31 protein-coding genes and 1 other RNA gene are annotated in these 26,109 nt (G+C 64.5%); 20 read left to right on the top strand and 12 right to left on the bottom strand.

Annotated elements, in window-relative coordinates:
* Positions 1–18: 18 nt before the first annotated feature.
* Positions 19–1,842 carry an ABC transporter transmembrane domain-containing protein gene (locus tag Q9316_RS14795; protein WP_306032347.1) on the bottom strand — a complete coding sequence of 608 codons (1,824 nt, stop codon included), beginning with the start codon at positions 1,840–1,842 and terminating at the stop codon, positions 19–21.
* 190 nt (positions 1,843–2,032) lie between these two features.
* Between Q9316_RS14795 and rpmE the strand changes: the two genes are divergently transcribed.
* Positions 2,033–2,254, top strand: a complete 222-nt coding sequence (rpmE, locus tag Q9316_RS14790) for a 50S ribosomal protein L31 (RefSeq protein WP_306032346.1) — start codon at positions 2,033–2,035, stop codon at positions 2,252–2,254.
* A 263-nt stretch (positions 2,255–2,517) separates the two neighbouring features.
* Here rpmE and rcdA read toward each other — a convergent pair whose 3' ends face one another.
* The 3 genes from rcdA to Q9316_RS14775 all read right to left on the bottom strand — a co-directional run bounded on the left by rcdA (position 2,518) and on the right by Q9316_RS14775 (position 4,975).
* On the bottom strand, positions 2,518–3,036 hold the full coding sequence (rcdA, locus tag Q9316_RS14785) for a protease adaptor protein RcdA (RefSeq protein ID WP_306032345.1): 519 nt from the start codon (positions 3,034–3,036) through the stop codon (positions 2,518–2,520).
* A gap of 476 nt (positions 3,037–3,512) precedes the next feature.
* Entirely contained in the window at positions 3,513–3,701 is a 189-nt protein-coding gene (locus Q9316_RS14780; protein ID WP_306032344.1) for a DUF1192 domain-containing protein, read from the bottom strand.
* Entirely contained in the window at positions 3,698–4,975 is a 1,278-nt protein-coding gene (locus Q9316_RS14775) for an MFS transporter (RefSeq protein WP_306032343.1), read from the bottom strand. Before Q9316_RS14775 ends, Q9316_RS14780 begins: the two co-directional genes overlap by 4 nt.
* 151 nt (positions 4,976–5,126) lie before the next feature.
* Between Q9316_RS14775 and Q9316_RS14770 the strand changes: the two genes are divergently transcribed.
* Positions 5,127–5,282, top strand: a complete 156-nt coding sequence (locus tag Q9316_RS14770; RefSeq protein ID WP_306032342.1) for a hypothetical protein — start codon at positions 5,127–5,129, stop codon at positions 5,280–5,282.
* A 234-nt stretch (positions 5,283–5,516) separates the two neighbouring features.
* Here Q9316_RS14770 and Q9316_RS14765 read toward each other — a convergent pair whose 3' ends face one another.
* The 3 genes from Q9316_RS14765 to tkt form a co-directional block, all read right to left on the bottom strand.
* Positions 5,517–6,716, bottom strand: coding sequence for a phosphoglycerate kinase (locus Q9316_RS14765; protein ID WP_306032341.1), 1,200 nt, complete (start codon positions 6,714–6,716; stop codon positions 5,517–5,519).
* 76 nt (positions 6,717–6,792) lie between these two features.
* Entirely contained in the window at positions 6,793–7,794 is a 1,002-nt protein-coding gene (gap, locus tag Q9316_RS14760; protein ID WP_306032340.1) for a type I glyceraldehyde-3-phosphate dehydrogenase, read from the bottom strand.
* A 66-nt stretch (positions 7,795–7,860) separates the two neighbouring features.
* Entirely contained in the window at positions 7,861–9,843 is a 1,983-nt protein-coding gene (gene tkt, locus Q9316_RS14755) for a transketolase (protein ID WP_306032339.1), read from the bottom strand.
* A gap of 328 nt (positions 9,844–10,171) precedes the next feature.
* Between tkt and Q9316_RS14750 the strand changes: the two genes are divergently transcribed.
* The 3 genes from Q9316_RS14750 to ssrS all read left to right on the top strand — a co-directional run bounded on the left by Q9316_RS14750 (position 10,172) and on the right by ssrS (position 11,101).
* Positions 10,172–10,444 carry a DUF4164 domain-containing protein gene (locus Q9316_RS14750; RefSeq protein ID WP_306032338.1) on the top strand — a complete coding sequence of 91 codons (273 nt, stop codon included), beginning with the start codon at positions 10,172–10,174 and terminating at the stop codon, positions 10,442–10,444.
* 34 nt (positions 10,445–10,478) lie between these two features.
* Positions 10,479–10,850: a cell division protein ZapA gene (locus Q9316_RS14745; RefSeq protein WP_306032337.1), complete on the top strand. Its 372-nt coding sequence runs from the start codon at positions 10,479–10,481 to the stop codon at positions 10,848–10,850.
* Positions 10,851–10,942: 92 nt separating this feature from the next.
* A non-coding RNA gene (gene ssrS / locus Q9316_RS14740) (6S RNA) lies at positions 10,943–11,101 on the top strand.
* A gap of 6 nt (positions 11,102–11,107) precedes the next feature.
* On the opposite strand, the gene Q9316_RS14735 is transcribed toward ssrS, so the two are convergent.
* Both Q9316_RS14735 and tal read right to left on the bottom strand, forming a co-directional pair.
* The gene (locus tag Q9316_RS14735; protein ID WP_306032336.1) at positions 11,108–12,124 is read right to left on the bottom strand and encodes a glycosyltransferase family 2 protein; all 1,017 of its coding nucleotides are present in this window, start codon (positions 12,122–12,124) and stop codon (positions 11,108–11,110) included.
* A 259-nt stretch (positions 12,125–12,383) separates the two neighbouring features.
* Positions 12,384–13,346 (bottom strand): transaldolase, encoded by a 963-nt coding sequence (gene tal, locus Q9316_RS14730; RefSeq protein WP_306032335.1) that lies wholly within the window; start codon positions 13,344–13,346, stop codon positions 12,384–12,386.
* 282 nt (positions 13,347–13,628) lie between these two features.
* Between tal and Q9316_RS14725 the strand changes: the two genes are divergently transcribed.
* Positions 13,629–14,615, top strand: a complete 987-nt coding sequence (locus Q9316_RS14725) for a sugar-binding transcriptional regulator (protein ID WP_306032334.1) — start codon at positions 13,629–13,631, stop codon at positions 14,613–14,615.
* Here the strand turns inward: Q9316_RS14725 and Q9316_RS14720 are convergent.
* Positions 14,612–14,836, bottom strand: a complete 225-nt coding sequence (locus Q9316_RS14720; RefSeq protein WP_306032333.1) for a transcriptional regulator — start codon at positions 14,834–14,836, stop codon at positions 14,612–14,614. The genes Q9316_RS14725 and Q9316_RS14720 overlap by 4 nt on opposite strands.
* Positions 14,837–15,082: 246 nt before the next feature.
* Between Q9316_RS14720 and Q9316_RS14715 the strand changes: the two genes are divergently transcribed.
* Positions 15,083–15,607, top strand: coding sequence for a 5-formyltetrahydrofolate cyclo-ligase (locus Q9316_RS14715; protein WP_371878009.1), 525 nt, complete (start codon positions 15,083–15,085; stop codon positions 15,605–15,607).
* Positions 15,608–15,616: 9 nt separating this feature from the next.
* Positions 15,617–16,441, top strand: a complete 825-nt coding sequence (locus Q9316_RS14710) for a TIGR00282 family metallophosphoesterase (RefSeq protein WP_306032331.1) — start codon at positions 15,617–15,619, stop codon at positions 16,439–16,441.
* A 9-nt stretch (positions 16,442–16,450) separates the two neighbouring features.
* On the opposite strand, the gene Q9316_RS14705 is transcribed toward Q9316_RS14710, so the two are convergent.
* The gene (locus Q9316_RS14705; protein WP_306032330.1) at positions 16,451–16,987 is read right to left on the bottom strand and encodes a pyridoxamine 5'-phosphate oxidase family protein; all 537 of its coding nucleotides are present in this window, start codon (positions 16,985–16,987) and stop codon (positions 16,451–16,453) included.
* A 169-nt stretch (positions 16,988–17,156) separates the two neighbouring features.
* On the opposite strand from Q9316_RS14705, the gene Q9316_RS14700 reads away from it, so the two are divergent.
* From Q9316_RS14700 to Q9316_RS14690, 3 genes are all read left to right on the top strand, one after another.
* Positions 17,157–17,993 (top strand): MBL fold metallo-hydrolase, encoded by an 837-nt coding sequence (locus Q9316_RS14700; protein ID WP_306032329.1) that lies wholly within the window; start codon positions 17,157–17,159, stop codon positions 17,991–17,993.
* Positions 17,994–18,008: 15 nt separating this feature from the next.
* Entirely contained in the window at positions 18,009–18,503 is a 495-nt protein-coding gene (locus tag Q9316_RS14695) for a hypothetical protein (protein ID WP_306032328.1), read from the top strand.
* Between the two features lie 169 nt (positions 18,504–18,672).
* On the top strand, positions 18,673–19,419 hold the full coding sequence (locus tag Q9316_RS14690; RefSeq protein ID WP_306032327.1) for a YebC/PmpR family DNA-binding transcriptional regulator: 747 nt from the start codon (positions 18,673–18,675) through the stop codon (positions 19,417–19,419).
* 59 nt (positions 19,420–19,478) lie between these two features.
* Here the strand turns inward: Q9316_RS14690 and Q9316_RS14685 are convergent, their stop codons facing one another.
* Positions 19,479–20,480, bottom strand: a complete 1,002-nt coding sequence (locus Q9316_RS14685) for an LLM class flavin-dependent oxidoreductase (RefSeq protein ID WP_306032326.1) — start codon at positions 20,478–20,480, stop codon at positions 19,479–19,481.
* A gap of 161 nt (positions 20,481–20,641) precedes the next feature.
* On the opposite strand from Q9316_RS14685, the gene ruvC reads away from it, so the two are divergent.
* From ruvC to tolR, 9 genes are all read left to right on the top strand, one after another.
* Positions 20,642–21,154: a crossover junction endodeoxyribonuclease RuvC gene (gene ruvC / locus Q9316_RS14680; protein ID WP_306032325.1), complete on the top strand. Its 513-nt coding sequence runs from the start codon at positions 20,642–20,644 to the stop codon at positions 21,152–21,154.
* 55 nt (positions 21,155–21,209) lie between these two features.
* The gene (locus tag Q9316_RS14675; RefSeq protein ID WP_306032324.1) at positions 21,210–21,470 is read left to right on the top strand and encodes an AbrB/MazE/SpoVT family DNA-binding domain-containing protein; all 261 of its coding nucleotides are present in this window, start codon (positions 21,210–21,212) and stop codon (positions 21,468–21,470) included.
* Positions 21,451–21,867, top strand: a complete 417-nt coding sequence (locus Q9316_RS14670) for a type II toxin-antitoxin system VapC family toxin (protein WP_306032323.1) — start codon at positions 21,451–21,453, stop codon at positions 21,865–21,867. Before Q9316_RS14675 ends, Q9316_RS14670 begins: the two co-directional genes overlap by 20 nt.
* Positions 21,868–21,878: 11 nt before the next feature.
* Positions 21,879–22,496: a Holliday junction branch migration protein RuvA gene (gene ruvA / locus Q9316_RS14665; RefSeq protein ID WP_306032322.1), complete on the top strand. Its 618-nt coding sequence runs from the start codon at positions 21,879–21,881 to the stop codon at positions 22,494–22,496.
* A gap of 40 nt (positions 22,497–22,536) precedes the next feature.
* Positions 22,537–23,574 (top strand): Holliday junction branch migration DNA helicase RuvB, encoded by a 1,038-nt coding sequence (gene ruvB / locus Q9316_RS14660; RefSeq protein ID WP_306032321.1) that lies wholly within the window; start codon positions 22,537–22,539, stop codon positions 23,572–23,574.
* Positions 23,571–24,077: an NUDIX hydrolase gene (locus Q9316_RS14655; protein ID WP_306032320.1), complete on the top strand. Its 507-nt coding sequence runs from the start codon at positions 23,571–23,573 to the stop codon at positions 24,075–24,077. The genes ruvB and Q9316_RS14655 overlap by 4 nt, the downstream gene beginning before the upstream one ends.
* On the top strand, positions 24,074–24,544 hold the full coding sequence (ybgC, locus tag Q9316_RS14650) for a tol-pal system-associated acyl-CoA thioesterase (RefSeq protein ID WP_306032318.1): 471 nt from the start codon (positions 24,074–24,076) through the stop codon (positions 24,542–24,544). Before Q9316_RS14655 ends, ybgC begins: the two co-directional genes overlap by 4 nt.
* A gap of 312 nt (positions 24,545–24,856) precedes the next feature.
* Entirely contained in the window at positions 24,857–25,573 is a 717-nt protein-coding gene (gene tolQ, locus Q9316_RS14645) for a protein TolQ (RefSeq protein ID WP_306032317.1), read from the top strand.
* Positions 25,574–25,647: 74 nt separating this feature from the next.
* Positions 25,648–26,100: a protein TolR gene (tolR, locus tag Q9316_RS14640; RefSeq protein WP_306032316.1), complete on the top strand. Its 453-nt coding sequence runs from the start codon at positions 25,648–25,650 to the stop codon at positions 26,098–26,100.
* The last annotated feature ends 9 nt before the right edge of the window (positions 26,101–26,109 follow it).

Below are 26,109 nucleotides of genomic sequence, written 5' to 3'. Positions count from 1 at the left end.
GCGAGGCAAGGGCGACGATCACCCGACCGCGCGTTCCTCCCCAAGGAAGGCCTGGCCGCCATGGTCGAACTGCAGCCGGGCGAGGCGGGCATAGAGCCCGTCCTGCCGGATGAGCGACTGGTGCGTGCCTTCCTCGACGACGCGGCCGTCTTCCATGACGAGGATGCGGTCGGCCTTCAGGACGGTGGCGAGGCGGTGGGCGATGACGATCGTCGTGCGCTTGCCCATCTGGCCGTCGAGCGCCTTCTGCACCAGCGTCTCGCTCTCCGCGTCGAGCGCGGAGGTCGCCTCGTCGAGCAGCAGCAGCGGCGCATCCTTCAGGATGGCGCGGGCGATGGCAATGCGCTGGCGCTGACCGCCCGACAGCGTGACGCCGCGCTCGCCGACCATCGTGTCATAGCCCTTGTCGAGCCGCTCGATGAACTCTTCCGCCTGCGCGGCCCTGGCCGCGGCGCGGATTGCCTCGTCGCTGACGCCGGACATGCCGAAAGCGATGTTGTCGCGGATCGTCGCGGCGAAGATGGTGACGTCCTGCGGGACCAGCGCGATGCGGCGGCGCAGGTCTTCGGGATCGGCGGTGCGAAGGTCGACGCCATCGAGAAGCACCGTGCCGGCATCGGGATCGTAGAAGCGCAGCACCAGCGACAGGATCGTGCTCTTGCCGGCACCGGACGGGCCGACGATTGCGACGGTCTCGCCCTGCTTCACGGAGAAGGAAAGGCCGTTGATGCTGCGGTAGCCGGGACGCGCCGGGTAGGAGAAGTGCACGTCCTCGAAGGCGATCTCGCCGCGGGCGGGCACCGGCAGCGCCACCGGATTGGCAGGAGCGGTGATGGCCGGCGGTTCGGCGAGCAGTTCGGTGAGGCGTTCTGCCGCGCCGGCGGCCTGCGAGAGTTCGCCCCAGACTTCGGAGAGCGCGCCGAGGCTGCCGGCGGCGAAGACCGCATAGAGCAGGAACTGGCCGAGCGTGCCGGCCGAAAGCGTGCCGGAAAGCACGTCGCGCGCGCCGAACCAGAGCACGGCGACTACGGAGCCGAAGATCATGGCGATGGCAAAGCCGGTCAGCAGCGAACGGGCGCGAATGGCGGCGCGCGCCGCCTCATAGGCGCTCTCGACATTGCCGAAGAAGCGCGCGCGGGCGGCCTCTTCCGCGTTGAAGGCCTGCAGCGTGCGGGTGGCGCCGATCGCTTCGCCCGCATAGGCGGAGGCGGCGGCAAGCGTATCCTGCGCCTCGCGCGAGCGGCGGCGCACCGAGCGGCCGAAGGCGACGAGCGGGAAGACGATGACGGGGATGGCGGCGATGACGAGGCTGGAGAGCTTCGGGCTCGTATAGACCATCATGGCGATGGCGCCGAAACAGAGGATGAGGTTGCGCAGCGCGACAGAGGCGGTGGCGCCGACGGCGGACTTGATCTGCGTGGTGTCGGCCGTCAGCCGCGAGACGATCTCGCCGGACTGGTTGACGTCGAAGAAGGCGGGCGACAGCCTGGTGACATGGGCGAAGACGTCGCGGCGAAGATCGGCCACGATGCGCTCGCCGAGCGTGATGACGAAATAGTAGCGCATGCCGCTTGCCAGCGCGAGCAGGCCGGCCAGCACGAAGAGCATCGTGAAATAGGTGTTGATGAAGCCGAGGTCGGCGCCGGAGAAGCCGTGGTCGATCATGCGGCGCACGGCGATCGGCAGCACCAGCGTCGTCACGGCGGCCATGACGAGGGCCACCAGCGCACCGGCGACCAGACCGCGATAGCGGCGGATATAGGGAGCGAGCCTGCCCAGCGGACGAATGTTTCGGCGCGCGGGCTTTTCCTGCGCGACTGTCTGTCTGTCTGTGGACACCATACCCCCGTTCCCAGTGCCTGCCGGCACGAATTGTCTTTCGGCTCTTGTTATCCAGACGGCCTTCATGTATAGGCTCGCCATCGAATTGGGAAGCCGTAGGTCCGACCGACCGCGGCTTCATTTACGTCTTTGGCCCCGCTGTCGCAATCCATTGCGACAATTGGCCCCCGGAACAGGCAGGAAGAGTGTCATGAAGGCTGATATCCATCCCGACTACCACATGATCAAGGTCGTCATGACCGACGGCACCGAGTACGAAACCCGCTCGACCTGGGGTTCGGAAGGCGCAACGATGAACCTCGAAATCGACCCGAAGTCGCACCCGGCCTGGACCGGCGGCAACCAGCAGATGCTGGACCGCGGCGGCCGCGTTTCCAAGTTCAAGAAGCGCTTCGAAGGCCTCGGCCTCTGATCCTTCTGCGTCGCAGACGATTTCAAGAACCCGGCTTCGGCCGGGTTTTTTGTTGCCTGTTTTTGGTGGCGGTTAAGCCCCTCATCCCCCTGCCGGGACCTTCTCCCCGCAGGCGGGGAGAAGGGGGCAGAACGGTGAGCCCAGCGCTCCTCGCCCGTTTACGGGGGGAGGATGCCGGCAGGCAGGTGAGGGGCAATACACGATTGCCAGCAACAAAAAACCCGGCCGGAGCCGGGTTCGTGTCGTGGCGTTTGCGCTGCCGCTCAGTTGTTGCCGAAGGCCGTCTGCAGCAGATTGATCTGGGCCTGGACGCTGTTCTGGTTGTCCGGCTGGAAGCTCTGGACTTCCTGCGGGCGGTAGATTTCGCGGTCGAGCAGGGCGATGCGGTTCTGCAGGCGAAGCGAGCGTTCGATGAGGTCGCGGAAGGCCTCCGGCAGGTCGTTCCAGCCGGGCGCGGTCTTGTCGACGTTGAAGCTGTCGAGGCGAACCTTGTTCTTTTCCGAGAGCACCTGGTCGCGGCTCATCTCGCCATTGTTGACCGCGCGCTGGAGCAGCAGCCAGGAGGCCATCTGCATCAGGCGGGTGGTGAGGCGCATCGATTCCGCCGCATAGAGCACCGAGGCCATGCGCGGCAGGACCTTGGACGCCTGACGGCCGACGCCGTCGAGATAGCTTGCGGTTTCCTCGACCAGACCCATGCCCTCGGCGTACAGGGACTTGAATTGCGCCGAAGACGCAACGTGGCCAGCAAAGCTGACGGTATTCAATCCTCTTTCGGACATGGTTTGATCCCTGTTGAACGCATCACAATGCAGGTAACGGAAGGTCGGCCCGTGGTGTTCCAGGTGGCCGGTCTATGTCTTGAGGATGATGCCATAACCCAATTCGCGCAAGGGTATTCTTAAGAAAGGGTTAATCTCCACAATTCTTTCGGGACAGGTGTATCGGGGCGGGTGCGCGCAAGCAAAAAAAGAGCCGCGGAAAGCGGCTCTCAAGGTAAAACAGGGAGAAAAATCAGACCGATGCCCAAAAGGACGAAAATGTCTGAACCCGGAAGAACCGGATGTGCAAGTAATAACATGTAAGGCTTAATGGCCGGTTAACTCTATTGGGGTTTTGGCCAAACCTGTGCCTTTTCGGCAAGTCTGCGGCAATCCGGCGCGGGGGCCGCTTCGGGCGTGCGGGGTGATTCGAGGGGATGCGGGGCGCATCCGCCGGGTGGAGCCGGCAGGCCTGATACCGGCTGTTCCGCCCGCTTCTAGCGGAACAGGCTTTCCGCCGCCGAGCGGCTGGCGCCCTTCCGGGTCTTCTCCGCTTCGAGCCGTTCGATCTCCGCACGCAGGAGTTCGATTCGTGCCGAAAGCTCGTCTACCGACAGCAGCGACAGGTCGCTGCCGATCTCGTGTGCGGTCTTCTTGGCCGGGCGGTCGTCGTCAAAGAGGCTCATGCGGTGCGTTCCTCCTGTTGCTCGTCGGCGGCCTGCGGCTGGGTGAGGGCGCGCGGCGAAAGCTGAAGGCTTTCCGGCGTGGTGAGCGTGCCGGGATTGATGGTCGTGTAGGAATCGCGCATCTCGGCCGGCACGGCGGCGCGGCGGCGGCTGCGGAAGATCGCGTAGGCGGTGATCAGGATGTGCGCCCAGCAGGTGACCATGAAGAGCGCGTAGGGACCGACCGCCGACATGATGGGGCCGCCGAGCGTCGGGCCGATGATCGTGCCGACGCCGTAGAGCAGCAGCAGGCCACCGGAGACCTTCACGAAGTCCTCGGGGCTCGCGAAGTCGTTGGCGTGCGATACGGCGATCGGATAGAGCGCGTTGGCCATGGCGCCGTAGAGCGCCGTGAGCATCAGCAGGACCGGAACGGAAGCCGGCTGGAAGACGAAGAGCGAAAGGCCGGCTCCGGCCGCGATCGCCGAGAGCACGGCGAGCACGATGCGGCGGTCGACCCGGTCCGAGATGCGGCCGGCCGGAAGCTGCATGACGGCACCGGCGAAGATGGCGACGCTCATCATGATGGCGATCGTGCTGGAGGAAAGGCCGGCATTGGCGCCGAAAACCGCGCCGAGCGTGCCGAAGGCGCCGTTGGCGATGCCGATCAGCACGATGCCGACGCAGGCGATGGGCGAGGTGCGGAAGAGCGCGGGAATGTCGAGCCTCACCTGCTTAAGCGGCTGCGGCGAGGCGGCGGTCGAAAGCGTCGTCGGCAGCATGGCAAGGCAGTAGAGAATGCCGGCGAACATGAAGAGCAAGGGCGTCGTCACGTCGCCGAGGGCGACCGTCAACTGGCCGCCGACGGTGCCGATCAGCGTGATGGCGATGTAGAGCGAGAAGATCAGGCCGCGGCTCTCGTTGGTGGCGCGCTCGTTCAGCCAGCTCTCGATGATCATCGACGTGCCGGCAATGGAAAAGCCGGTGACGGCGCGCAGTACGATCCACCAGAAGGGATCGACCAGCATGCCGGTCAGAAGCGCGATGATGGCGATCAGCGAGGCGAAGCCGGAAAAGGCGCGCACATGGCCGATGCGCTTGACGATGGTCGGCGCCAGGAGGCAGCCCAGCACGAAGCCCGTCGCCCAGGACGTGCCGAGCAGGCCGAGCATCGTCGTCTCATAGCCCTCGAAGGCGCCGCGCATCGGCAGCAGCAGGCCGTGCAGGCCGTTTCCCAGGAAGAGGAACAGGGTGCCCATGAGAAGCGCGAAGACGGATATGAGGTTTGTACGCATTTGATTTTTCGCAGTTTCACCGATGGGAAGGAATAGCGCACCTGTTGCCGATTGCCAGATGCAAAGGCGACACCGGCATGTTTTTCAGGCCCTGTGCTGATCGCTTGGAAAAGTGTCTGAGGTGTGACAGGAAGGGCCGAGAAAGGTCGCCATGTCGAAAATCCTGCCCGCCCTGCTGCTTGCCGTCATGCCGCTGCATCTCATCCGGCCCATCGGCCTGCCGGGGCTGAAGCGGCGCGCGGATTTTTGGAAGATCGCGGTCGTCGCCATCGCGATGATGATGCTGACGGTGTTCATTCGCCCCTGAACGCAAAAGGGCCACCCGAAGGTGGCCCCCATGAGGTTTGGTCCGGTGCGGACCCGGGCAGATGTGCCCGCAGGAAGGTGGGCTCAGAACGAGGGCTGCCTCGTTTCGTTCACCACAATTCCCATGCCCGAAGCCAAGACCGAAATCTCATTAGACATTGGATCACCTTCCTTTCTGTTCGTTGACGTTACAGAGAATGTAGGCGATCCACGGCCGAGCGCAAGAGGCCCGGCCTTATTTCTGCTGGTTGAGGATATCGACGCCCGGCAGCGGCTTGCCTTCCATCCATTCGAGGAAGGCGCCACCGGCGGTCGAGACATAGATGAAATCGTCCGCCACGCCGGCATGGTTGAGCGCGGCCACCGTGTCGCCGCCACCGGCGACGGAGACGAGCTTGCCTTCCTTTGTGCGGCCTGCCGCATGCTTTGCGGCGGAGACCGTCGCAGCGTCGAAGGGCGCGATCTCGAAGGCGCCGAGCGGGCCGTTCCAGACGAGGGTCGAAGCGCGGGAGATCCAGGCGTTGACGGCCTCGACGGTTTTCGGGCCGACGTCGAGCATCATGGCGTCGGCCGGAATGGCGTTGACGTCGACCACCTCGTTCTCGGCATTGGCCTTGAACTCGCGGGCGACGACGCCGTCCTCCGGCAGCACTATGGCGCAGGTCGCGGTCGCGGCCTCGATCATGATCTGCTTGGCGGTGTCGGCAAGGTCGTGCTCGCAGAGCGACTTGCCGACATTGGTGCCGCGGGCGGCAAGGAACGTGTTCGCCATGCCGCCGCCGATGACCAGCGCGTCGACCTTCTTCACGAGGTTCATGAGGAGATCGATCTTGGTCGAGACCTTGGCGCCGCCGACAATGGCGACGACCGGGCGGGCCGGATTGCCGAGGCCCTTCTCCAGCGCTTCCAGTTCGGCCTGCATGGTGCGGCCGGCATAGGCGGGTAGGAGATGGGCGAGGCCCTCCGTCGAGGAGTGGGCGCGGTGCGCCGCCGAGAAAGCGTCGTTGATATAGATGTCGCCGTTTGCGGCCAGCGCCGCGGTGAAGTCCGGATTGTTCTTCTCCTCGCCCTTGTGGAAGCGGGTGTTCTCGAGAAGCAGGATGTCGCCGTTCGCCATGGCGGCGATGGCGGCAGCGGCCGGCTCGCCGATGCAGTCGGCGGCGAAATGGACCTTGGCGCCCAGCACATCATTCACGGCGGGCAGGATCTGCTGCAGCGACATGTCGGCGACGGCCTCGCCCTTCGGGCGGCCGAAATGGGCGAGCAGGATGACCTTCGCACCCTTTTCCGACAGTTCGCGGATGGTCGGGGCGACGCGCTCGATGCGGGTCGCATCGGTGACCTTGCCGTCCTTGACCGGCACGTTGAGATCGACGCGGACGAGCACGCGCTTGCCGGCGATGTCGGTGAGGTTGTCGAGGGTCTTGAAGGTCATGGCACGGCTCCTGAATGTGACGTCTGGTCAAGAAAAAACACCCGGACATCGCTGTCCGGGTGCTTCGTGTTTCCGATTAGATCAGCTTGCCCATCGCAACCGCCGTGTCGGACATGCGGTTCGAGAAGCCCCACTCGTTGTCGTACCAGGAGAGGATCCGCACGAGGTTACCGTCGAGGACCTTGGTCTGGTCGGCGGCGAAGTTCGACGAATGGCTGTCGTGGTTGAAGTCGATCGAGACGAGCGGGCCGGTGACGTAGTCGAGGATGCCCTTCAGCTCGCCTTCGGCGGCTTCCTTGATGGCGGCGTTGACTTCCTCGGCGGTGACGTTGCGCTTCGGCACGAACTTCAGGTCGACGACCGAGACGTTCGGGGTCGGCACGCGGATCGCCGAGCCGTCGAGCTTGCCCTTGAGCTGTGGCAGCACGAGGCCGACGGCCTTGGCGGCGCCGGTGGAGGTCGGGATCATGGACAGGGCCGCCGCGCGCGCGCGGTAGAGGTCCTTGTGCATGGTGTCGAGCGTCGGCTGGTCACCCGTATAGGAGTGGACCGTCGTCATGTAGCCCTTCTCGATGCCGAAGGCCTTGTCGAGGACGTAGGCGACCGGTGCAAGGCAGTTCGTCGTGCACGAGGCGTTGGAGATGACGAGGTCGTCCTTGGTCAGCGTGTTGTGGTTGACGCCGAAGACGATGGTCTTGTCGGCATTGTCGCACGGGGCCGAGACGATGACGCGCTTGGAGCCGTTGGCAAGATGCGCGGAAGCCTTTTCCTTGGTGGTGAAGAAGCCGGTGCATTCCAGCGCGATGTCGACGTCGCCCCAGGGCAGTTCCTTCGGGTCGCGGATGGCGGTGACGCGGATCGGGCCGCGGCCGACATCGATCGTGTCGCCGGAAACGGTGACGGTGCCGGGGAACTTGCCGTGCACGGAGTCGTAGCGAACGAGATGCGCATTGGTCTCGACCGGGCCGAGGTCGTTGACGGCGACGACTTCGATGTCGGTGCGGCCGGACTCGACGATCGCACGCAGCACGTTGCGGCCGATGCGGCCAAAACCGTTGATGGCAACTTTCACAGTCATTTCGGGTCTCTCCCTATGGATGAACTTTGCGATGTGGGCGCGGCCGGGAAGCCGCGCCCTGGGCAATCAGGCAAGCTTGGCTTCCGCGGCGGCGACGACGGCCTCCGGCGTGATGCCGAAGTGCTTGTACAGCTCCTTGTACGGGCCGGAGGCGCCGAAGGAGGACATGCCGACGAAGATGCCGTCCGAACCGATGAAGTGATCCCAGCCCTGGCGGATGCCGGCCTCGATGGCGATCTTGACCGGCGAATTGCCGATGACCGCCTGCTGGTAGGCTTCCGGCTGCTCGGCGAAGAGCTCGAAGCAGGGCACGGAAACGACGCGGGTCGAGATGCCCTTGGCGGACAGCGCCTGCTGAGCCTTCACCGCGATCTCGATTTCCGAGCCGGAGGCGAAGAGCGTGACCTGCGCGTCGCTCGCCGAAACGAGATCGTAGGCACCGCGGGCGCAGAGGTTCTCTTCCTCATATTCCAGGCGCACCGGCATCAGGTTTTGGCGCGTCAGCGCGATGGCCGACGGGCGGTTATGGCTTTCCAGCGCCAGCTGCCAGCATTCGGCCGTTTCCGTGGCATCGGCCGGGCGGAAGACGAGCAGGTTGGGGATGGCGCGCAACGCCGCCATGTGCTCGACCGGCTGGTGCGTCGGGCCGTCTTCGCCAAGGCCGATGGAATCGTGCGTCAGAACGTGGATGACGCGGATGCCCATCAGCGCGGCGAGGCGGATCGACGGACGGCAATAATCCGAGAAGATCAGGAAGCCGCCCGAATACGGGATGAGGCCGCCGTGCAGCGCCATGCCGTTCATCGCCGCCGCCATGCCGTGCTCGCGCACGCCGTAGTGGATGTAGCGGCCGGAGAAGTCGGTCGGGGTGATCGACTTGGTCTGGCTGGTCTTGGTGTTGTTGGAGCCGGTGAGGTCGGCCGAGCCGCCGATCGTTTCCAGGAGAACGCCGTTGATGACTTCCAGCGCGTCTTCGGAGGCCTTGCGGGTCGCCGGGTTCGGCTTGGTCTCGGCAAGCTTCTTCTTGTAGGCGGAGATCGCCGAATCGAGGCCGCTTTCGAGGTCGCCGGCAAAGCGGCGGACGAACTGCGCCTTCTTCTCGGCATCCGTCCTGTCGAGGCGGGCTTCCCATTCCTTGTGGGTCTTGGCGGAGCGCAGGCCCGCGAGGCGCCAGGCGTCCAGCACGTCGGAGGGAACGACGAAGGCTTCCGATTCCCAGTTCAGCGCCTTGCGGGTGGCGGCGATTTCCTCGGCGCCGAGCGGCGAGCCATGGACCTTGTGCGTGCCGGCCTTGTTGGGCGCGCCGAAGCCGATCGTCGTCTTGCAGGCGATCATGGTCGGCTTGTCGGACTTCTGCGCCTCTTCGATGGCGGCGGCGATAGCGTCCGGATCATGGCCATCCACAGCAATCGTGTGCCACTGGCTGGCGCGGAAGCGGGCGTGCTGGTCGGTCGAGTCGGCAATCGAGATTGGGCCGTCGATCGAGATGTTGTTGTCGTCCCAGAAGACGATCAGCTTGTTGAGCTTCAGGTGGCCGGCGAGCGAGATCGCCTCCTGGCTGATGCCTTCCATGAGGCAGCCGTCACCGGCGATGACATAGGTGTAGTGTTCGATGAGGTCGGCGCCGAACTCGTCGCGCAGCTTGCGCTCGGCAAGCGCCATGCCGACGGCATTGGCAATGCCCTGGCCGAGCGGACCGGTCGTCGTCTCGATGCCGGCGGCGTGGCCGTATTCCGGGTGGCCGGCCGTGCGGGCGCCGAGCTGGCGGAAATTCTTGATCTCGTCGATCGTGATGTCTTCGTAGCCCGTCAGATAGAGCAGCGAATAGAGAAGCATCGAGCCGTGGCCGGCCGACAGGACGAAACGGTCGCGGTTCGGCCAGGACGGGGTCTTCGGATCGAAGGACAGGAAGCGGGTGAAAAGAACCGTTGCGATATCTGCTGCGCCCATGGGAAGGCCGGGGTGACCCGAATTCGCCTTTTCCACGGCATCCATGGAAAGGAAGCGAATTGCGTTCGCCATCCGGTCGTGTTTTTCGCGAGAGATCATGGCTGTTCCGTATTCTTCGGGGTGTCAGGGCCGACGTCGTTCCGAGCGTCGGTTGGAAGCGGGAGACACATAGCAGGTGCGCCGTCGGAGTCAACGAATTCGGCCGTTCCTGCGGCACTTGAACGCCGGTTCCACGACCTTTTTCAGCATTTTCGAATGGAGTTGTGCGGTCGCTTTTCCGGCGATCGGGGGCGCTGATCCACAGCGGCTTTTCCGGCCCCCGCGCCGCGCTGTTGACGCTCGGGCCCGCAGTTGAATACTGTCAAGGTGAGAGAACCGGCGCTGGCGGCGGCGATTCGCGTTTTTTGAGAGTGCCGGTGAAGGCTTTATGACCAACGGGGAAACAGTCAGGGCAGCGATCGAGGAGCTTCGCAAGGCTATCGTCAGCCTCGACAATGCGCTCGACATGCGCTTCGACCGTGAGCGCGACCACGGCGAGGTGGAAGGCGAGGTGCGGCGTGTCAACACCGACCGCTCGCGGCTTGCCCAGGAGCTCGACCAGTCCGAATTCCGTGCGAACCGGCTGGAGGAGGTCAATCGCGAGGTCTCCCGCCGGCTCGTCACGGCGATGGAGACGATCCGGGCCGTGCTCGACCGTTGAGCGCCGCATTTCCCCGCAATCAGGATAATCCCGCATGGCACAGGTAACCGTACAGATCGATGGCAAGGCCTATCGCATGGCCTGCGAGGAGGGCCAGGAGGCGCATCTCGAAGAGCTTGCCGCCGGCTTCGATCGGTATGTCGGACACCTGAAGACGCAGTTCGGCGAGATCGGCGACCTGCGCCTGACCGTCATGGCCGGCATCATGGTGATGGACGAGCTGAACGACGTCACCCGCCGCCTCGCCAAGCTGGAGACGGAAACCGAGGACCTGCGCAAGGGCCGGGAAGGCGTGATGGACGAGGTTTCCAAGAGCGAGGACGCGATCGCGCAGGCGCTCGGCGAGCTGACCAGCCAGATCCAGGGGATGGCGGCGAAACTGTCCGGCAAGCCCCCGGTCAACTGACCTTAGCGTCTGCGCATTTCCGAACGCAAAACCGCTTCGCACTTTTGCCGGTTGCCACTGGCGAAGACGCCGCTTTCGTCCTATATGTCGAATGCGGTCTGCGCTTCCCGACAGGAACCACAATCCCTGGGGCCATACTCGATCCAAAGGGAGCTGTCCCTGACCCGGCCCGTGGGCTTGGTCACACGGTGCCCACCTACGTTTGTAGGCACCCAGGATCGTAAACCTCCATCGGTCGCCGTGGATCGTACTTTTTCTTATGACTTCAAAGGTTTCGGCTGAATGCGAAACTTTCGAAGGTGGGTCGCCGCGATCCGAAAACTCTTCATGTAATACAGGCCGCATCTCATGAGAATGAGGGCGGTGATGTTCAGGCTGGTTCGGAAGGCGCCCTGGATCGTGTAGGAAAGCGCGGAGTTGAGGGTTCCGACCTTCGATATTCCCAGAGGGAATTCACGGCGGAAACAGCGGAATTCCACCCAGCCGAGGACTGTCTTGTCCGATATTCTCAGTGCCGGTTTTCCGGCTTTTCTGCGGAAGGCGTTCACGTTTTCGATGTCGCAGCGGGCGGCATTCTCTTCCTGCTCGCGCAGGCGGCGTATCGACACGTTGTCGCCGTGGACGCGGTAAAGCAGCAGCTCCCTCTGCAGCTCGGCGATAGGCCCGTAAGCCGACAGGCGCATGTAGAGGTCGTAATCCTCCACATGCGGATATCTCCCGCCGTATCCGCCAATGGTTTTCATGAGGTCGGCCCTCACCATGATCGTCGGGTGCAGGACCTGTAGCAGGGACGGCGGAAAATTGTGAACGTTGCTGCTTTTCACGAACAGAGGGATGCTCTCGTGCTGCCCGGCCTCGACCTGTGAATCGATTTCCCCCTCCGCGCCGACGGTAATCGACCGCGTACCGATGATCGCCAGTTCCGGATGGGCTTCCAGCGCCTCCACTTGGCGCGCAAAGCGCTCTGGCAGGCAGATGTCGTCCGCGTCCATTCGGGCGATGTAGGAGCCGCGTGCGACACGAAGCCCGGCGTTCAAGGCGCCCACTATGCCGGTATTGTCCTGATCGATAACGACGACGCGCGAATCCCGGGCGGCGAGATCGGCCGCAATCGAGCCGCTCCTGTCGGTGCTTCCATCGTTGATCACGATCAATTCGAGATGAGGGTAGGTCTGGCCAAGCACGGATTCGATGGCCGCTTGCAGCCAGCGTTCGCCGTTGTAGACCGGGAGGATGCAGGACACCAAGGGCCTGTCGTTGTTGTCCGTGCGCATTGATTTGCCTTTAACTTCCCGGCTCGCCTCTCTCTATTTGAAAGGAGGATGCCTCATCCAAGAATGGCCGAATGTGCCGGGACGAGTACTCCCACATCGGATTTCGGGAGTAAAACAAATGCTTAATTATTAGTTAACGCCAGGCGTGAATCGGATACCGGGAAGCACAAGTCTCCGGCGGCGGCCGTGGTGCCATCGCTTGGCAAACGAAAAAGGCCGCCCACCGGGCGGCCTTCGTCATTTCGTGGTGCAGGGTGCCTTACGCGGCGGCCTTCAGCTCCTTGTCGACCATGGCGCGCAGGCTGCCGAGGTCCTTTGCGAAGGCGCGGATGCCTTCGGAGAGCTTCTCGGTCGCCATCGCGTCTTCGTTCAGCATCCAGCGGAAGGTCTTTTCGTCGATCTTGATCGGCGAGACCTTCGCGGCCTTTTCCGGCGAAAGCTTGCGTTCCAGCTTGCCTTCGGCCGCTTCGAGTTCTTCCAGCAGGGCAGGGCTGATCGTCAGGCGGTCGCAGCCGGCCAGCGCTTCGATCTCGCCGGTGTTGCGGAAGGAGGCGCCCATAACGATCGTGCTGATGCCGTTGGACTTGTAGTAGTCGTAGATCGCGCGGACCGAGAGAACGCCCGGGTCTTCCTCGGCCGTGAAGGTCTTGCCCGATGCCTTGACGTGCCAGTCGAGGATACGGCCGACGAAGGGCGAGATGAGGAAGGCGCCGGCATCGGCGCAGGCGATGGCCTGGGCCTTGTTGAAGAGCAGCGTCAGGTTGCAGTCGATGCCGTCCTTCTGCAGCACTTCGGCGGCGCGGATGCCCTCCCAGGTGGAGGCGAGCTTGATGAGGATGCGCTCGCGGGAAATGCCGCGCGCCTCATAGGCCTTGATGATCTCGCGGCCCTTGGCGACGGAGGCTTCCGTGTCGAAGGAGAGGTCGGCGTCGACTTCGGTCGAGACGCGGCCGGGCACCAGTTCGGCAAGCGCTGCGCCGACGGAGATGGCAAGGCGATCCGCCACGGCGGTGACGACGCCTTCGCGGTTGCCGCCCTGCGACTGGCCCCAGCGGATAGCTTCGCCGACGGCATCGGCGAACATCGGCGTGCCGAGGGCCTTCAGGACGATGGTGGGGTTGGTCGTGCAATCGACCGGCTTCAGGCGGCGCACGGCTTCGATGTCGCCGGTATCCGCCACGACGGTCGTCATCGCGCGCAGTTGTTCAAGCTTGGATGTCATATCCGAAATCCCGAATTGTTGCCGGGCCTTGGCTTAGGAAACGCCAGGCCCTCCTCCATGTTCCTCGTGAAAGCGCAACGGCGACCTGCTTCCGGTTCAGCCGCCGCGTGCGCTGGCACACCTCATCTGCCGGCGGAAAGCCGCCAGCCGATATGAGCGGACTATCAGCGGTTCCCTGGGTAAAAGTCAAGCACTTTTGCCTAATCTTCTGAACATATGTCGCATTCCCCGTACGATATGATAAGGTCGCCATAACGACTGATGCAGACAGATGGAGGCGACGTGGCAAGGCTTCGGCGCGATACACACACGGCCTATTCGGAATCGGCGGCGCTTCGGCTTCGGGCGGCCTGGCTCTATTACAATCAGGGGCTCACCCAGAAGGACGTCGCCGAGAAGATCGGCGTCAGCCGCACCACCGTCGTGCGCATGCTCGACGAAGCGCTGAAGCGTTCGGAGGTGCAGATCTGGATCAACGAGGGCATCGCCGACTGTGTCGAGCTCGCCGTGCGGCTGGAAAAGGCCTACGGGCTCGACGAAGCCGTGGTGGTGCCGGCTGCGGACAATGCGGAGGCGACGGCCAAGAGCGTCGGCCTGGCGCTCGGCCAGTTCCTCACCGAGGCTATTCCCGACGACTGCACGGTGGGCGTCGGCTGGGGGCGCACGCTGACGGCCTCGCTCGCCAGCTTCCGCCCGGCGCGGCGCGAGCGTGTCAAGGTCGTCTCGCTGCTCGGCGGCGTGGTCGAGGCGCACCACATCAACCCCATCGAATATACCTGGCAGCTGGCGAGCCAGCTCGGCGCAGAATGCTACCTGTTCCTTGCGCCGCTGCTCGTCGATTCGCGCGAAACCAAGCGCAGCCTTATCGAGAAGTGCGGCCTGAAGACGCTGTTCGACCTGGCGGAGAACATGGATATCGCTGTGGTGAGCTGCGGCGACATCGGTCCGCGCGCAAGCTCGCTCTCGCGCGACTTCATTGCCCGGCAGGAGCTGGACGAACTGATCGCCGCCGGCTGCGTGTGCGATACGATGTGCAATTTCCTCGATGCGGAGGGACACACGATCGACCATCCGATCCGCCACCGGGTCATGTCGATCGACCTCGATACGGTGAAGAAGGCGCGCCATATCGTGCTCGTCTCGGGCGGCGCGCACCGGGCGCCAGCGATCCGCGCCACGATCCGCCGCATCGGCTGCAACACGCTGATCACCGACGAGGGCGCGGCGCAGGCCATGCTGCGGCTCGCCGAAACCTCCGCTGCGGCCTAGATCAGCTTGAGCCGCACGGCGCGGGTGATGGCGGCCGTGATGTTGCGGGCGTCGAGCTTGTCGATGGCACTGCGCATGGCGTCCGTCACGCGCGGCATCGCAAGGTCGGTCTCGAGCACGATATCGGCGGGTGTCCTGCCGTTGGCGGCAAGCTCGAGGCACCGTTTTTCGATTTCGGTCAGGTCGGGAAGGCGGGAAAGATCATTTTCCGGAAGCGTCATGCGTCCCCGCTTAGTGGCTGGCACGTGGCACGAAAAGGGTAAGCTGTTCCAATGCTTAACGGCGGCCGGTCGCATTTCGCCACTTTGTCCCATTGCGGGACAGGTCGCCTCGTGTCGCAAATCGGGCTGAATTTGCTTTCGGCCGCTGCTAGCTGATAAGCCACGGCAGGCGATCTGGAGACGAGCGTGACACCCAAGGAACAGAAGGCGGCGATCCGCAACGAGCGGCTGGCCCTGCGCGATGCGATGACGCACGAAGCGCGCATCGAGGGCAGCCTTGCCATGATCGACCATGCGGGCGACCGCATCGATTTCGAGCCCGGCACCGTCATCTCCGGCTTCTGGCCGATCCGCTCGGAGGCGGATATCCGCCCGCTGATGGCGCATCTGCGCACCCGCGGCGCGCGGCTGTGCCTGCCCGTCGTGCTCGACCGCGAGACGATCGTCTTTCGCGAGCTGGTCGTCGGCGCGCCGGTGGTGAAGACCGGGTTCGGCACGACGGGACCGGGGCCCGAGGCCCCGGTGCTCGATCCTGACATCCTCCTGGTGCCGCTCTCGGCCTTCGACCGGACGGGGCATCGCATCGGCTACGGGGCCGGCCACTATGACCGGGCGATCGACCGGCTGAAGGCGAAAGGTCGTGCGCCGAAGCTGATCGGCATTGCGTTCGACTGCCAGGAAGTGGCATCAGTACCCGCCGAGCCGCACGACGTGCCCCTGGATGGCATTCTCACCGAAAGCGGCCTCGTCATGTTCCAACAGGTTTCGTAAGGCAGTTCGATGCGTTTTCTCTTTCTGGGCGACATGGTGGGCAAGACCGGACGGACGGCCGTCTGGGAGCGCCTGCCGGGATTGATCGGCGACCTCAAGCTGGATTTCGTCGTCGTCAACGGGGAGAACGCGGCCGGCGGTTTCGGTATCACGGAGGACATCTTCCTCGAGACGATCAATGCCGGCGCCGACGTGGTGACGACGGGCAACCATGTGTGGGACCAGAAGGAGGCGGTCGGTTTTGCCGGCCGGCACGACCAGTTCCTGCGCCCCGCCAACTATCCGGCCGGCACGCCGGGCCGCGGCGCCAACCTCTTCATTGCCCGCAACGGCGCCCGCGTGCTCGTCGCCAACGTCATGGGCCGCGTCTTCATGCATCCCGAGCTCGACGATCCCTTCACGGCGGGCGAGGCGATCCTCGCCTCCTGTCCGCTCGGCGAGCAGGCGGATGCGATCATCTTCGATTTCCATGCCGAGGCGACGAGCGAGAAGCAGTGCTTCGGCCATTTCGTCGATGGCCGCGCCAGCGTCGTCGTCGGCACGCATACCCATGTGCCGACCGCCGACTGCCAGATCCTGAACGGCGGCACGGGTTATATGTCGGATGCCGGCATGTGCGGAGACTACGACTCCTCCCTCGGCATGGACAAGGAGGAGCCGCTCAACCGCTTCATCTCGAAAATGCCGAAAGGCCGCTTTGAGGCGGCCTCCGGTCCGGCGACGATCTGCGGCTTGGCGGTGGAGATCTCCGACCGCACCGGCCTTGCCGAGAAGATCGCGCCGCTGCGCCTCGGACCGCGCCTTGCCGAAACCCTGCCGGATTTCTGGCGCTGACCCCAAGGGTCAGATCATGTGGCGCAGGTGATCGGCCGAACTGGCGTTGAAGGTCAGGTGTGCCTTCACGCCGACATCGGGCTCCTCGTCCGGGTTGAAGTTCGCCTTGGCGATCTCCCAGCCGAATTTCAGCTTGCTGCCGGTCGAGGCCCAGATTTCCGCATCCTCGATCTCCAGCGCCAGCATGGTGAGGGACGGGTCCTCCTTGCCGTGGTCGAACCAGGCCTCGACGACGGAGCTCCAGTACTGGTCGATCTTGGCCGGGTCCTTGCGCACGGAAATACGGCCGGCGATGCAGGCATGGTAGTCGTGATCCTTGCCGACCACGCAGAAATGGGCGCGCGCCGCCGGTGCGGTGGCCTCGACGATCTCGGCGTCGGTCTTGGTGAAGAACCAGATCGTCGCCGTTTCGCGGTCGAGCTGGGGCGCCATGGGCTGCATGTGCATATGGCTGCCCTCGATGCCGAGCATGCCGGCATGGATGCGGTCGATCTCGTCGAAAAGCTGTTCCTTCGGGTTTTCGCGCGCTCGGGTGAGATTGGACATGGTTGTTCCTCTCGATCGTTGGGGGTTGATGCTCGGGGAACGCGACGCGGCAGGCAAGGTTCCGGCGAGGGATCGCTCAACCGATTGTGATCGTCGCACGGCCCCGCCAGCCTCGACCCGTTCCGCGCGCGGGCGCATAGTCGCCGCCGACCAGTGAACGGAGCCGCCCATGCCGCATCTCCTGCTCATCTCGTTGATCGCCGTCGTTCTTGCGGGTTTCGCAGTGCCGCGGGCGTCAATGGCGCAAACGCAGGCGCCGGTCAGCCAGTGCCAGATGATCGCCCGCGCGCTGCCCTCCGTCACCTTCGCCAGCTTTGCCGCGGGAAGCGCCGTTCAGGTGCAGGCCCGGGCGAACGAGGAGGTGCGCATCACCTATATCGGCCACTCGACCTTCTTCATCGAGACGCCCGCCGGGGTAAAGATCGCCACCGACTACAACGGCTGGTACAAGCCACCGGCGCTGCCGACCGTGGTGACGATGAACAAGGCCCATTCCAGCCACTATACGATGACCCCGGAGCCCGGCATCGAATATGTGCTGCATGGCTGGAAGGACGGTTCGGAAAAGGGCGCCGACCACGACGTGGTGGTGGGCGACACCTATATCCGCAACGTACCCACCGATATCCGCGGCTGGGGCGGGGCGATGGAGCCGAACGGCAATTCCATCTTCATCTTCGAGGTGGCAGGCCTGTGCATCGGCCATCTCGGCCACCTGCACCACGAACTGACGGAGAAGCAGTACGGCGAGATCGGCCGGCTCGACGTGCTGATGGTGCCGGTCGACGGCGGATTGACCATGGGCGCGGAGAGCATGAGCCGGGTCGTGCAGCGGCTGCGCTCGTCGCTCATCCTGCCGATGCATCGCCGCGGCCCGCCGATCAGCCAGTTCCTGTCGATGTTCGGCAATGGCTTCGATGCGGTGAGCGATGACGATGCGACGATGACCGTTTCCATCCGCAACTTGCCGAAGCGGCCGACGATTCATATTCTCTCCGGCGTCTGATGCCGGAGTTTCCTGATGCGCTTGCTGTTTGCCATCGCCGTTCTGCTGTTTTCTTCCGCCGCTGCTTCTGCCAGCGGCGCGCCGACGCCGGGCGGTCCGGCGGCCGAATCCGGCCAGCCGCGCGAGACGGTGACACAACCGGTGGAAAAGGCGCCGGCGCGTGTCTTCGGCGTGGCGGAAGAATTCGTGATGCCGTCAGGCAATATCGGCTGCACCTATATTCCGGAAGGCGGCACCGAGGTCTACCAGCCGGCCGACGGCGGGCCGGAACTGTCCTGCGACCGCATCGAGCCGAAATATCTGCGCGCCACGCTGGCAAGAAGCGGCAAGGCCGTGGTGCGCGCCAATGTCGGTGACCGGGGCTGCTGCGGCGCCGAGAAGGTCGTGCCCTATGGCGAGACCTGGTCTGCCGGCCCGTTCACCTGCTATTCGGAGCGCACGGGCCTTACCTGCGAGCGCAGCGACGGCCATTCCTTCCTGCTGAGCCGCGCCCGCGTGCAGGCGGACTGAAACCGGGTGCCGCTTTGTTTGCGGGGACTGCTGGACGTCCGGCGGCAATGAAATTATAAGGCGGCATTCCGAAAATCGGGTCTGCAAGCCGACGCATCGCCGTGGCTGTGCGTCCCGGCATAGTGACCGGCGACCGAGACGGGGCGCCAAAAACCGAGACAGGGGTGCCATGGCTGGCCATTCACAGTTCAAGAATATCATGCACCGCAAGGGCAAACAGGATTCCGTGCGGTCGAAAATGTTCTCCAAGCTTGCCCGTGAAATCACGGTGGCGGCGAAGACCGGTCTTCCCGACCCGGCGATGAACGCCCGCCTGCGTCTGGCGATCCAGAACGCCAAGGCGCAGTCCATGCCGAAGGACAATATCGAGCGCGCCGTCAAGAAGGCCTCCGGTGCCGACAGCGAGAACTACGAGGAAGTCCGCTACGAGGGCTACGGCCCGGGCGGCGTCGCCGTCATCGTCGAGGCGCTGACCGACAACCGCAACCGCACCGCCTCCTCCATCCGCTCGACCTTCTCCAAGGCCGGCGGCGCGCTCGGCGAAACCGGCTCGGTCTCCTTCTCCTTCGACCGCGTGGGCGAGATCACCTACAAGCTCTCCGCGGGCGATGCCGACAGCGTCATGGAAGCCGCCATCGAGGCCGGCGCCGAGGACGTGACGACTGATGAAGACGGCCACACGATCATCTGCGGCTTCGAGGATATCGGCGAGGTTTCCAAGGCGCTGGAAGACAAGCTCGGCGAGGCGGAGACCGTCAAGGCCATCTGGAAGGCGCAGAACACCGTGCCGGTCGACGAGGAGAAGGCGCAGTCGCTGATGAAGCTCATCGACACGCTGGAAGATGACGACGACGTGCAGAACGTCTATTCGAACTTCGAGGTTTCCGACGAGGTCATGGCCAAGCTTTCGGCCTGACCGGTCGCAATGCCGTCAATCGAAAAGGCCGGGCGCCGAAAGGCCCCGGCCTTTGTCGTTCAGGCCGCCTTGGCGAGCGCTTCCCGCGCCCCGGCAAAGAGCCGCACGGATTTCAGCCGGGCCTCCATGTCGTAGACCGGCATGGAGACGATCAGCTCGTCCGCTCTGGTCAGCGACAGGAAATCGGCGATGCGGCGCCTGATCTTGTCCGGCCCGCCGACCACCGCATATTGCAGCGTATGCTCGACATTGATTTTCTCCTGCTCGCTCCACAGCGGGCCCATGTCGTCGACCGGCGGCGGGAAGGCGTCCGGCGCGCCGCGGCGCAGGCGCACGAAGGATTGCTGCATCGAGGTGAAGAGGTGATCGGCTTCGGCATCCGTATCGGCCGCCGCGCCCATCACGCCGACCATGGCATGCGGCTTGTCGAGATATTGCGAGGGCTCGAAACGCTCGCGGTAGATTTCCAGCGCGCTTAGCAGCATATCAGGCGCGAAATGCGAGGCGAAGGCGAAGGGCAGACCCAGCATGCCGGCAAGGTGCGCCGAATAATGGCTGGAGCCGAGCAGCCAGACCGGCACGTTGCTGCCCGCGCCGGGCACGGCGATGACCTTCTGATCAGGGCTGGGCGGCCCCATGAACTGCATCAGCTCGATGACGTCCTGCGGGAAATTGTTGGCGGCGCTGTCGAGGTTCCGGCGTAGCGCCTGCGCCGTGCGCATGTCCGTGCCGGGCGCCCGGCCGAGACCGAGATCGATGCGATCGGGAAAGAGGGCGGCGAGCGTGCCGAACTGTTCGGCGATCACCAGCGGCGAGTGGTTAGGCAGCATGATGCCGCCCGAGCCGACGCGGATCTTTTGCGTACCGGCCGCGACATGCTGGATGACGAGGGAGGTGGCGGCGCTGGCGATGCCGCGCATGCCATGGTGCTCGGCAAGCCAGAAGCGTTTATAGCCGAAGGCCTCCGCTTCCTGCGCCAGCCGACGGGAGTTTTCGAGCGACTGGGCGACGGTGCCGCCTTCGATGACCGGGGACAGGTCGAGGATGGAAAAGGGCACCATGGGAACGGCCTCGTTGTGAGCGGATTTGATTGTGCTCCCATGTAGGTTCAGTTTCGTGAAATCCAAGCGACGCTTTGCAGGTTTTCCTGCAGCGCTCTAATGTTTTTGTTTTGTTCACATTTCGCTGGCAGGGTCCGCCCGACAGGAATAGGGTTTTGGCCATGCAGGAAACGATTCGCATCATCGGCATCGACCCGGGGCTTCGCCGCACCGGCTGGGGCGTCATAGAGACGCTCGGCAACTCGCTGCGCTTCGTCGCTTCCGGCACCGTGACCTCCGACGGCGATATGGATCTCGCTTCGCGCCTCTGCCAATTGCACGATGGCCTGGCCGAGATCGTGCACAGCTACCAGCCGCATGAAGCCGCCGTCGAGCAGACCTTCGTCAACAAGGATGCGACGGCGACGCTGAAGCTCGGGCAGGCGCGCGGCATCGCCATGCTGGTGCCGGCGCGGGCGGGCCTGCGTGTCGCGGAATATGCGCCGAATGCCGTCAAGAAGGCCGTCATCGGCGTCGGCCATGGCGAGAAGCAGCAGATCCACATGATGCTAAAGGTGCTGATGCCCAAGGCTACCTTCACCGGCAACGACGCCGCCGATGCGCTGGCCATCGCCATCTGCCACGCCCACAATCGCCAGGGCCTCTCCGGCCGCCTCGCCAAGCTTGCCGGGTGATTTGTTCTTGACTTGTTCCGGTTCTGCCGATAAGTAATACCTCGGAGGTATTACCATGCGTGTGACGGAAAAAGGCCAGGTGACGATCCCTAAGGATATCCGCGACCGGCTTGCCATAAAGCCGGGCTCGGAGGTCGATTTCGTCGTGTCGGAAGATGGCGTGATGCTGGTCAAGACCGGTGACGGCAAGTCCGATTTCGAGGACTTCGAAGCCTGGGCGGCCAGCGTCAAGGGAACGTGGGATTTCGACGGCATGACACCCGACGAATATTTCGAATGGCTGCGGGGGCCGCGCGATGACCTCGACCCTCGTTGACACGAACGTCCTGATCGACATTCTCGGTCCCGACCGGCCCCAGCGCGTCTGGTCGCTTGCTGCGCTGAAACGCTGCGCGGAAGAAGGCGAACTGGTCCTTCATTCCGTCGTCTGGTCGGAACTGGCGACCTCACCGCTCAGCGAGCTGGAGTTGAACCTTGCGTTCGGCTGGCTGCACATGCGGCGGGAGCCGACATCCTACGAGGCGGCGTTCGCGGCGGGCAAGGCGCATTATGCCTATCGCCGGGCGGGCGGGCTCCGCGAGCGCACGCTTCCGGATTTCCTTGTCGGCGCCCATGCGGTCCTGCGTTCCCACCGGCTTCTTACGCGCGACGCGGCGCGCTACCGCTCCTATTTCCCCGCGCTCGACATCATCTCTCCCGAAACCCATCCCTGACGGACTCCACCATGATCGGCAAACTCAAAGGCACCATCGACGAGATCGGCGAGGACCATGTGGTGCTCGACGTGCACGGTGTCGGCTATGTCGCCCATTGCTCGGCGCGCACGCTCGGCAAGCTCGGCTCGGCCGGCGAGGCGGCGGTGCTGTTCATCGAGACCTATGTGCGCGAGGACCAGTTCAGGCTGTTCGGTTTCCTGACGGCGCTGGAGCGGGAGTGGTTCCGGCTGCTGCAGAGTGTGCAGGGCGTTGGCTCCAAGGTGGCGCTGGCGGTGCTGTCCACGCTGACGCCGGGGGAATTGGCGAACGCCATCGCGCTGCAGGACAAGACCGCCGTGTCGCGCGCACCGGGCGTCGGGCCGAAGGTGGCGGTGCGCATCGTCACGGAGCTGCGCAACAAGGCGCCGGCCTTTGCCGGCGAGGCCTCGGCCGCGATCGGCCTCAAGCAGGAGATCGGCGAGGGCGTCGCCTCGGCGCCGGTCGCCGATGCCGTCTCGGCGCTCACCAATCTCGGCTATTCGCGCGACCAGGCGGCCAATGCCGTCGCGGCGGCGCTGAAGAATGGCGGGGAGGGGGCCGACAGTGCCAAGCTCATCCGCCTCGGCCTCAAGGAATTGTCGCGGTGATGCGGTTGCCTTCCGCCGCGGACAATGGGATTAGGGCGCGATGAGCGACGATGACAGACTGCTTTCGCCCGACAAGCGCGGCGAGGACATCGATACGGCCCTCAGGCCCCAGACGCTGGACGACTTCACCGGCCAGGCGGAGGCGCGCGCGAACCTGAAGATCTTTATCGAGGCGGCGAAGAACCGCGGCGAGGCGCTCGACCATGTGCTCTTCGTCGGCCCCCCCGGCCTCGGCAAGACGACGCTGGCGCAGATCATGGCCAAGGAGCTCGGCGTCAACTTCCGCTCGACCTCCGGCCCGGTCATCGCGAAAGCCGGCGACCTCGCGGCGCTGCTGACCAATCTGGAAGAGCGCGACGTGCTCTTCATCGACGAGATCCACCGCCTCAACCCGGCCGTCGAGGAAATCCTCTATCCGGCCATGGAGGATTTCCAGCTCGACCTCATCATCGGCGAAGGCCCGGCGGCGCGTTCCGTGAAGATCGACCTGTCGAAATTCACCCTCGTCGCCGCCACCACGCGCCTCGGTCTTCTCACCACGCCGCTGCGCGACCGTTTCGGCATTCCGGTGCGGCTGAATTTCTATACCGTCGAGGAGCTGGAACTGATCGTTCGCCGCGGCGCGCGGCTGATGGGTCTCGGCATGACGGACGATGGCGCGCGCGAGATCGCCCGCCGCGCCCGCGGCACGCCGCGCATCGCCGGCCGGCTGCTGCGCCGCGTGCGCGATTTCGCGGAAGTCGCGCGAGCGGAGGCGGTGACGCAGAAAATCGCCGACGAGGCGCTGACGCGTCTTCTCGTCGACAATATGGGCCTCGACCAGCTCGACCGGCGCTACCTGTCGATGATCGCGCACAATTTCGGTGGCGGTCCTGTCGGCATCGAGACGATCGCGGCCGGGCTTTCCGAGCCGCGCGATGCGATCGAGGACATCATCGAGCCCTACATGATCCAGCAGGGTTTCATCCAGCGTACGCCGCGCGGCCGTGTCCTGACCGCGAACGCCTGGAAACATCTGGGGCTGACGCCGCCGAAGGATGTCGTGGCGGCGCAGTTCAGGCTGGAGCTCGACGAATGAGCGCGCCGGCCCGCCACATGATCCGGATCGACCGCAGGCCGCAGCTCTTCAGCTTCCGCGTGGCTGGCCTGATCTTCCACGACGGGTACATTCTCGCCCAGCGCGGTGCGCAGGACGACTATTGGGCGCTGCCCGGCGGGCGGGCGGAGATCGGCGAGAATTCGCAGGAGACCATTCTTCGCGAAATGCGCGAGGAACTTCACCAGGAGGTGCGCATCGAGCGCCTGCTGTGGACCGTGGAGAATTTCTTCTCCTATGAGGGCTATACGGCGCATGAACTCGGCTTCTATTACCTGCTTTCGCTGGCCGAGCCCTTTCCCTTCCATGAGGAGGACATCGTCCACCGGGTCGAAGATGGCGTGGAGGTGGAGTTCCGCTGGCTGAAGGCGACGCCCGCTGCGCTCGCCATGCACCGGCTGAAGCCGCAATTCATCGCGGAGCGCATAGAGCGGCTGCCGGCCGGCGGCGAACATCTCATCGTCAGGGAAGGAGCAGCGGCTTGACCGGAGCGCCTCATTCGCTTTCAGGCGAACTCACCGATGCCGGCCATCGGCTCGTGCAGCGGGTCTATTACGAGGACACGGATTTTTCTGGCGTTGTCTACCACGCCCGCTACCTGCATTTCCTCGAGCGCGGGCGGACGGACTATCTGCGGCTGCTCGGCGTGGAGCAGGGAAGCCTCGTCCTGGAGGAGGACCGGGAAGGGCTCGTCTTCGTCGTGCACCGCATGGAGATCGACTTCAAGGCGCCGGCCCGCATGGACGATATCCTGACGATCTCCACGGCCACGGAGAAGGCGGGCGGGGCGAAGATGATCCTTACCCAGGAAATCTGCCGCGGCGACCAGCTTCTGATCGCCGCGCGCGTGATCATCGCGGTGATCAATGCGGCCGGGCGGCCACGCCGGCTGCCGGAAGGTCTGGCGGCGCGTTTCCTTGCCAGGGCGCAGGAAGTCACCGGCGCGCATTAGCGGTAACACTCCCTTAACCATAATGATGTCTTACTCGCTTCACGAGGATTTTGTGCACTGCACGTCATCCTTTAACCAAAATTGCCGTGAAGAAGGCAGGTTGTAAGCGTTTGACCGGCATGGCGGCCGGCGGCATCAACCGGACATTCTTGACGGACATGCGAAGCGGGTGGGATCGGATCCTTTGCTGCAACGCGCGTTTGTGAATGCCGATGCGAGATCCACCTCCCAGGAGACCGCAAAGGCGTGAATGTGACCCGGTTCGAGCCGCAAAGGCCCGTGCCGGGTGTTTGGATTCGGGGACATAGGTCTATGGAACAAGTAGGTTTGGAAGCGGCAGGCAGCGTGACCCTCTGGGGTCTCTTCATGCAGGCCGGGTTCGTCGTCAAGCTGGTCATGCTCGGCCTGATCGCCGCGTCCGTCTGGACCTGGGCCATCGTCGTCGACAAGTCGGTGAGCTATGGCCGGGCGCGCCGGCAGCTCGACAGCTTCGAGCAGGTCTTCTGGTCGGGCCAGTCGCTGGAAGAGCTCTATCGCACGCTCTCCGACCGCCAGACCTCCGGCATGAGCGCCATCTTCGTGGCGGCGATGCGGGAGTGGAAGAAGAGTTTCGAGCGCGGGGCACGATCGCCGATCGGTTTGCAGATGCGTATCGACCGGGCGATGGACGTGACGCTGTCGCGTGAATCCGAGACGCTGGAGGCGCGCCTCGGCTCGCTTGCCACCATCGGCTCGGCGGCGCCGTTCGTGGGCCTTTTCGGCACGGTGGTCGGCATCATGACCTCGTTCCAGGCGATCGCCGGTTCCAAGCAGACGAGCCTTGCGGTTGTGGCGCCCGGTATCGCCGAAGCGCTTCTGGCGACCGCCATCGGCCTTCTCGCCGCAATTCCGGCGGTTATTGCCTACAACAAGTTCTCCGCAGATGCCGGCAAGCTGACGGCGCGCATGGAAGGCTTCGCGGACGAGTTCTCCGCCATCCTCTCGCGCCAGATCGACGAGAAGCTGCAGCCGCGCGCTGCGGCGCAGTGATCGGCATTTCAGATATTCCGCGGTTCCGGATGCTTCCCATTTTTCCCGGAACCGCCTGAGACGGAGACGACGCCATGGGCATGTCAGTCGGAGCGAAGAATGCGGGCGGTGGCCGCCGCCGTCGCGGGGGCAGCAAAAAGGCCCCGATGAGCGAGATCAACGTGACGCCGTTCGTCGACGTCATGCTCGTGCTGCTCATCATCTTCATGGTGGCCGCGCCGCTGATGACGGTCGGCGTGCCGCTCGACCTGCCGAAGACGCAGGCGAAGGCCCTCAACGCCGATACGCAGCCGATCACCGTTTCGGTGAAGGCCGACGGCCAGGTGTTCCTGCAGGAGACGGTAATCCCGATCGACGAGGTCGCGGCCAAGCTCCAGGCGGTGGCCACCACGGGATATACCGAACGCATCTTCGTGCGCGGCGACGGCAATGCGCCCTATGGCATCATCGCCGACGTCATGTCGCGCATCCAGGCCGGCGGCTTCACCAATATCGGTCTTGTCACCGAGCAGAAACCGGACAGGTAATCGCACGCC

This window comes from Shinella zoogloeoides, assembly GCF_030733845.1.
Lineage (GTDB): Bacteria > Pseudomonadota > Alphaproteobacteria > Rhizobiales > Rhizobiaceae > Shinella > Shinella zoogloeoides_C.
Note: the sequence above shows the minus strand (reverse complement) of the source record. Positions and strands in the feature narration are given on the sequence as shown.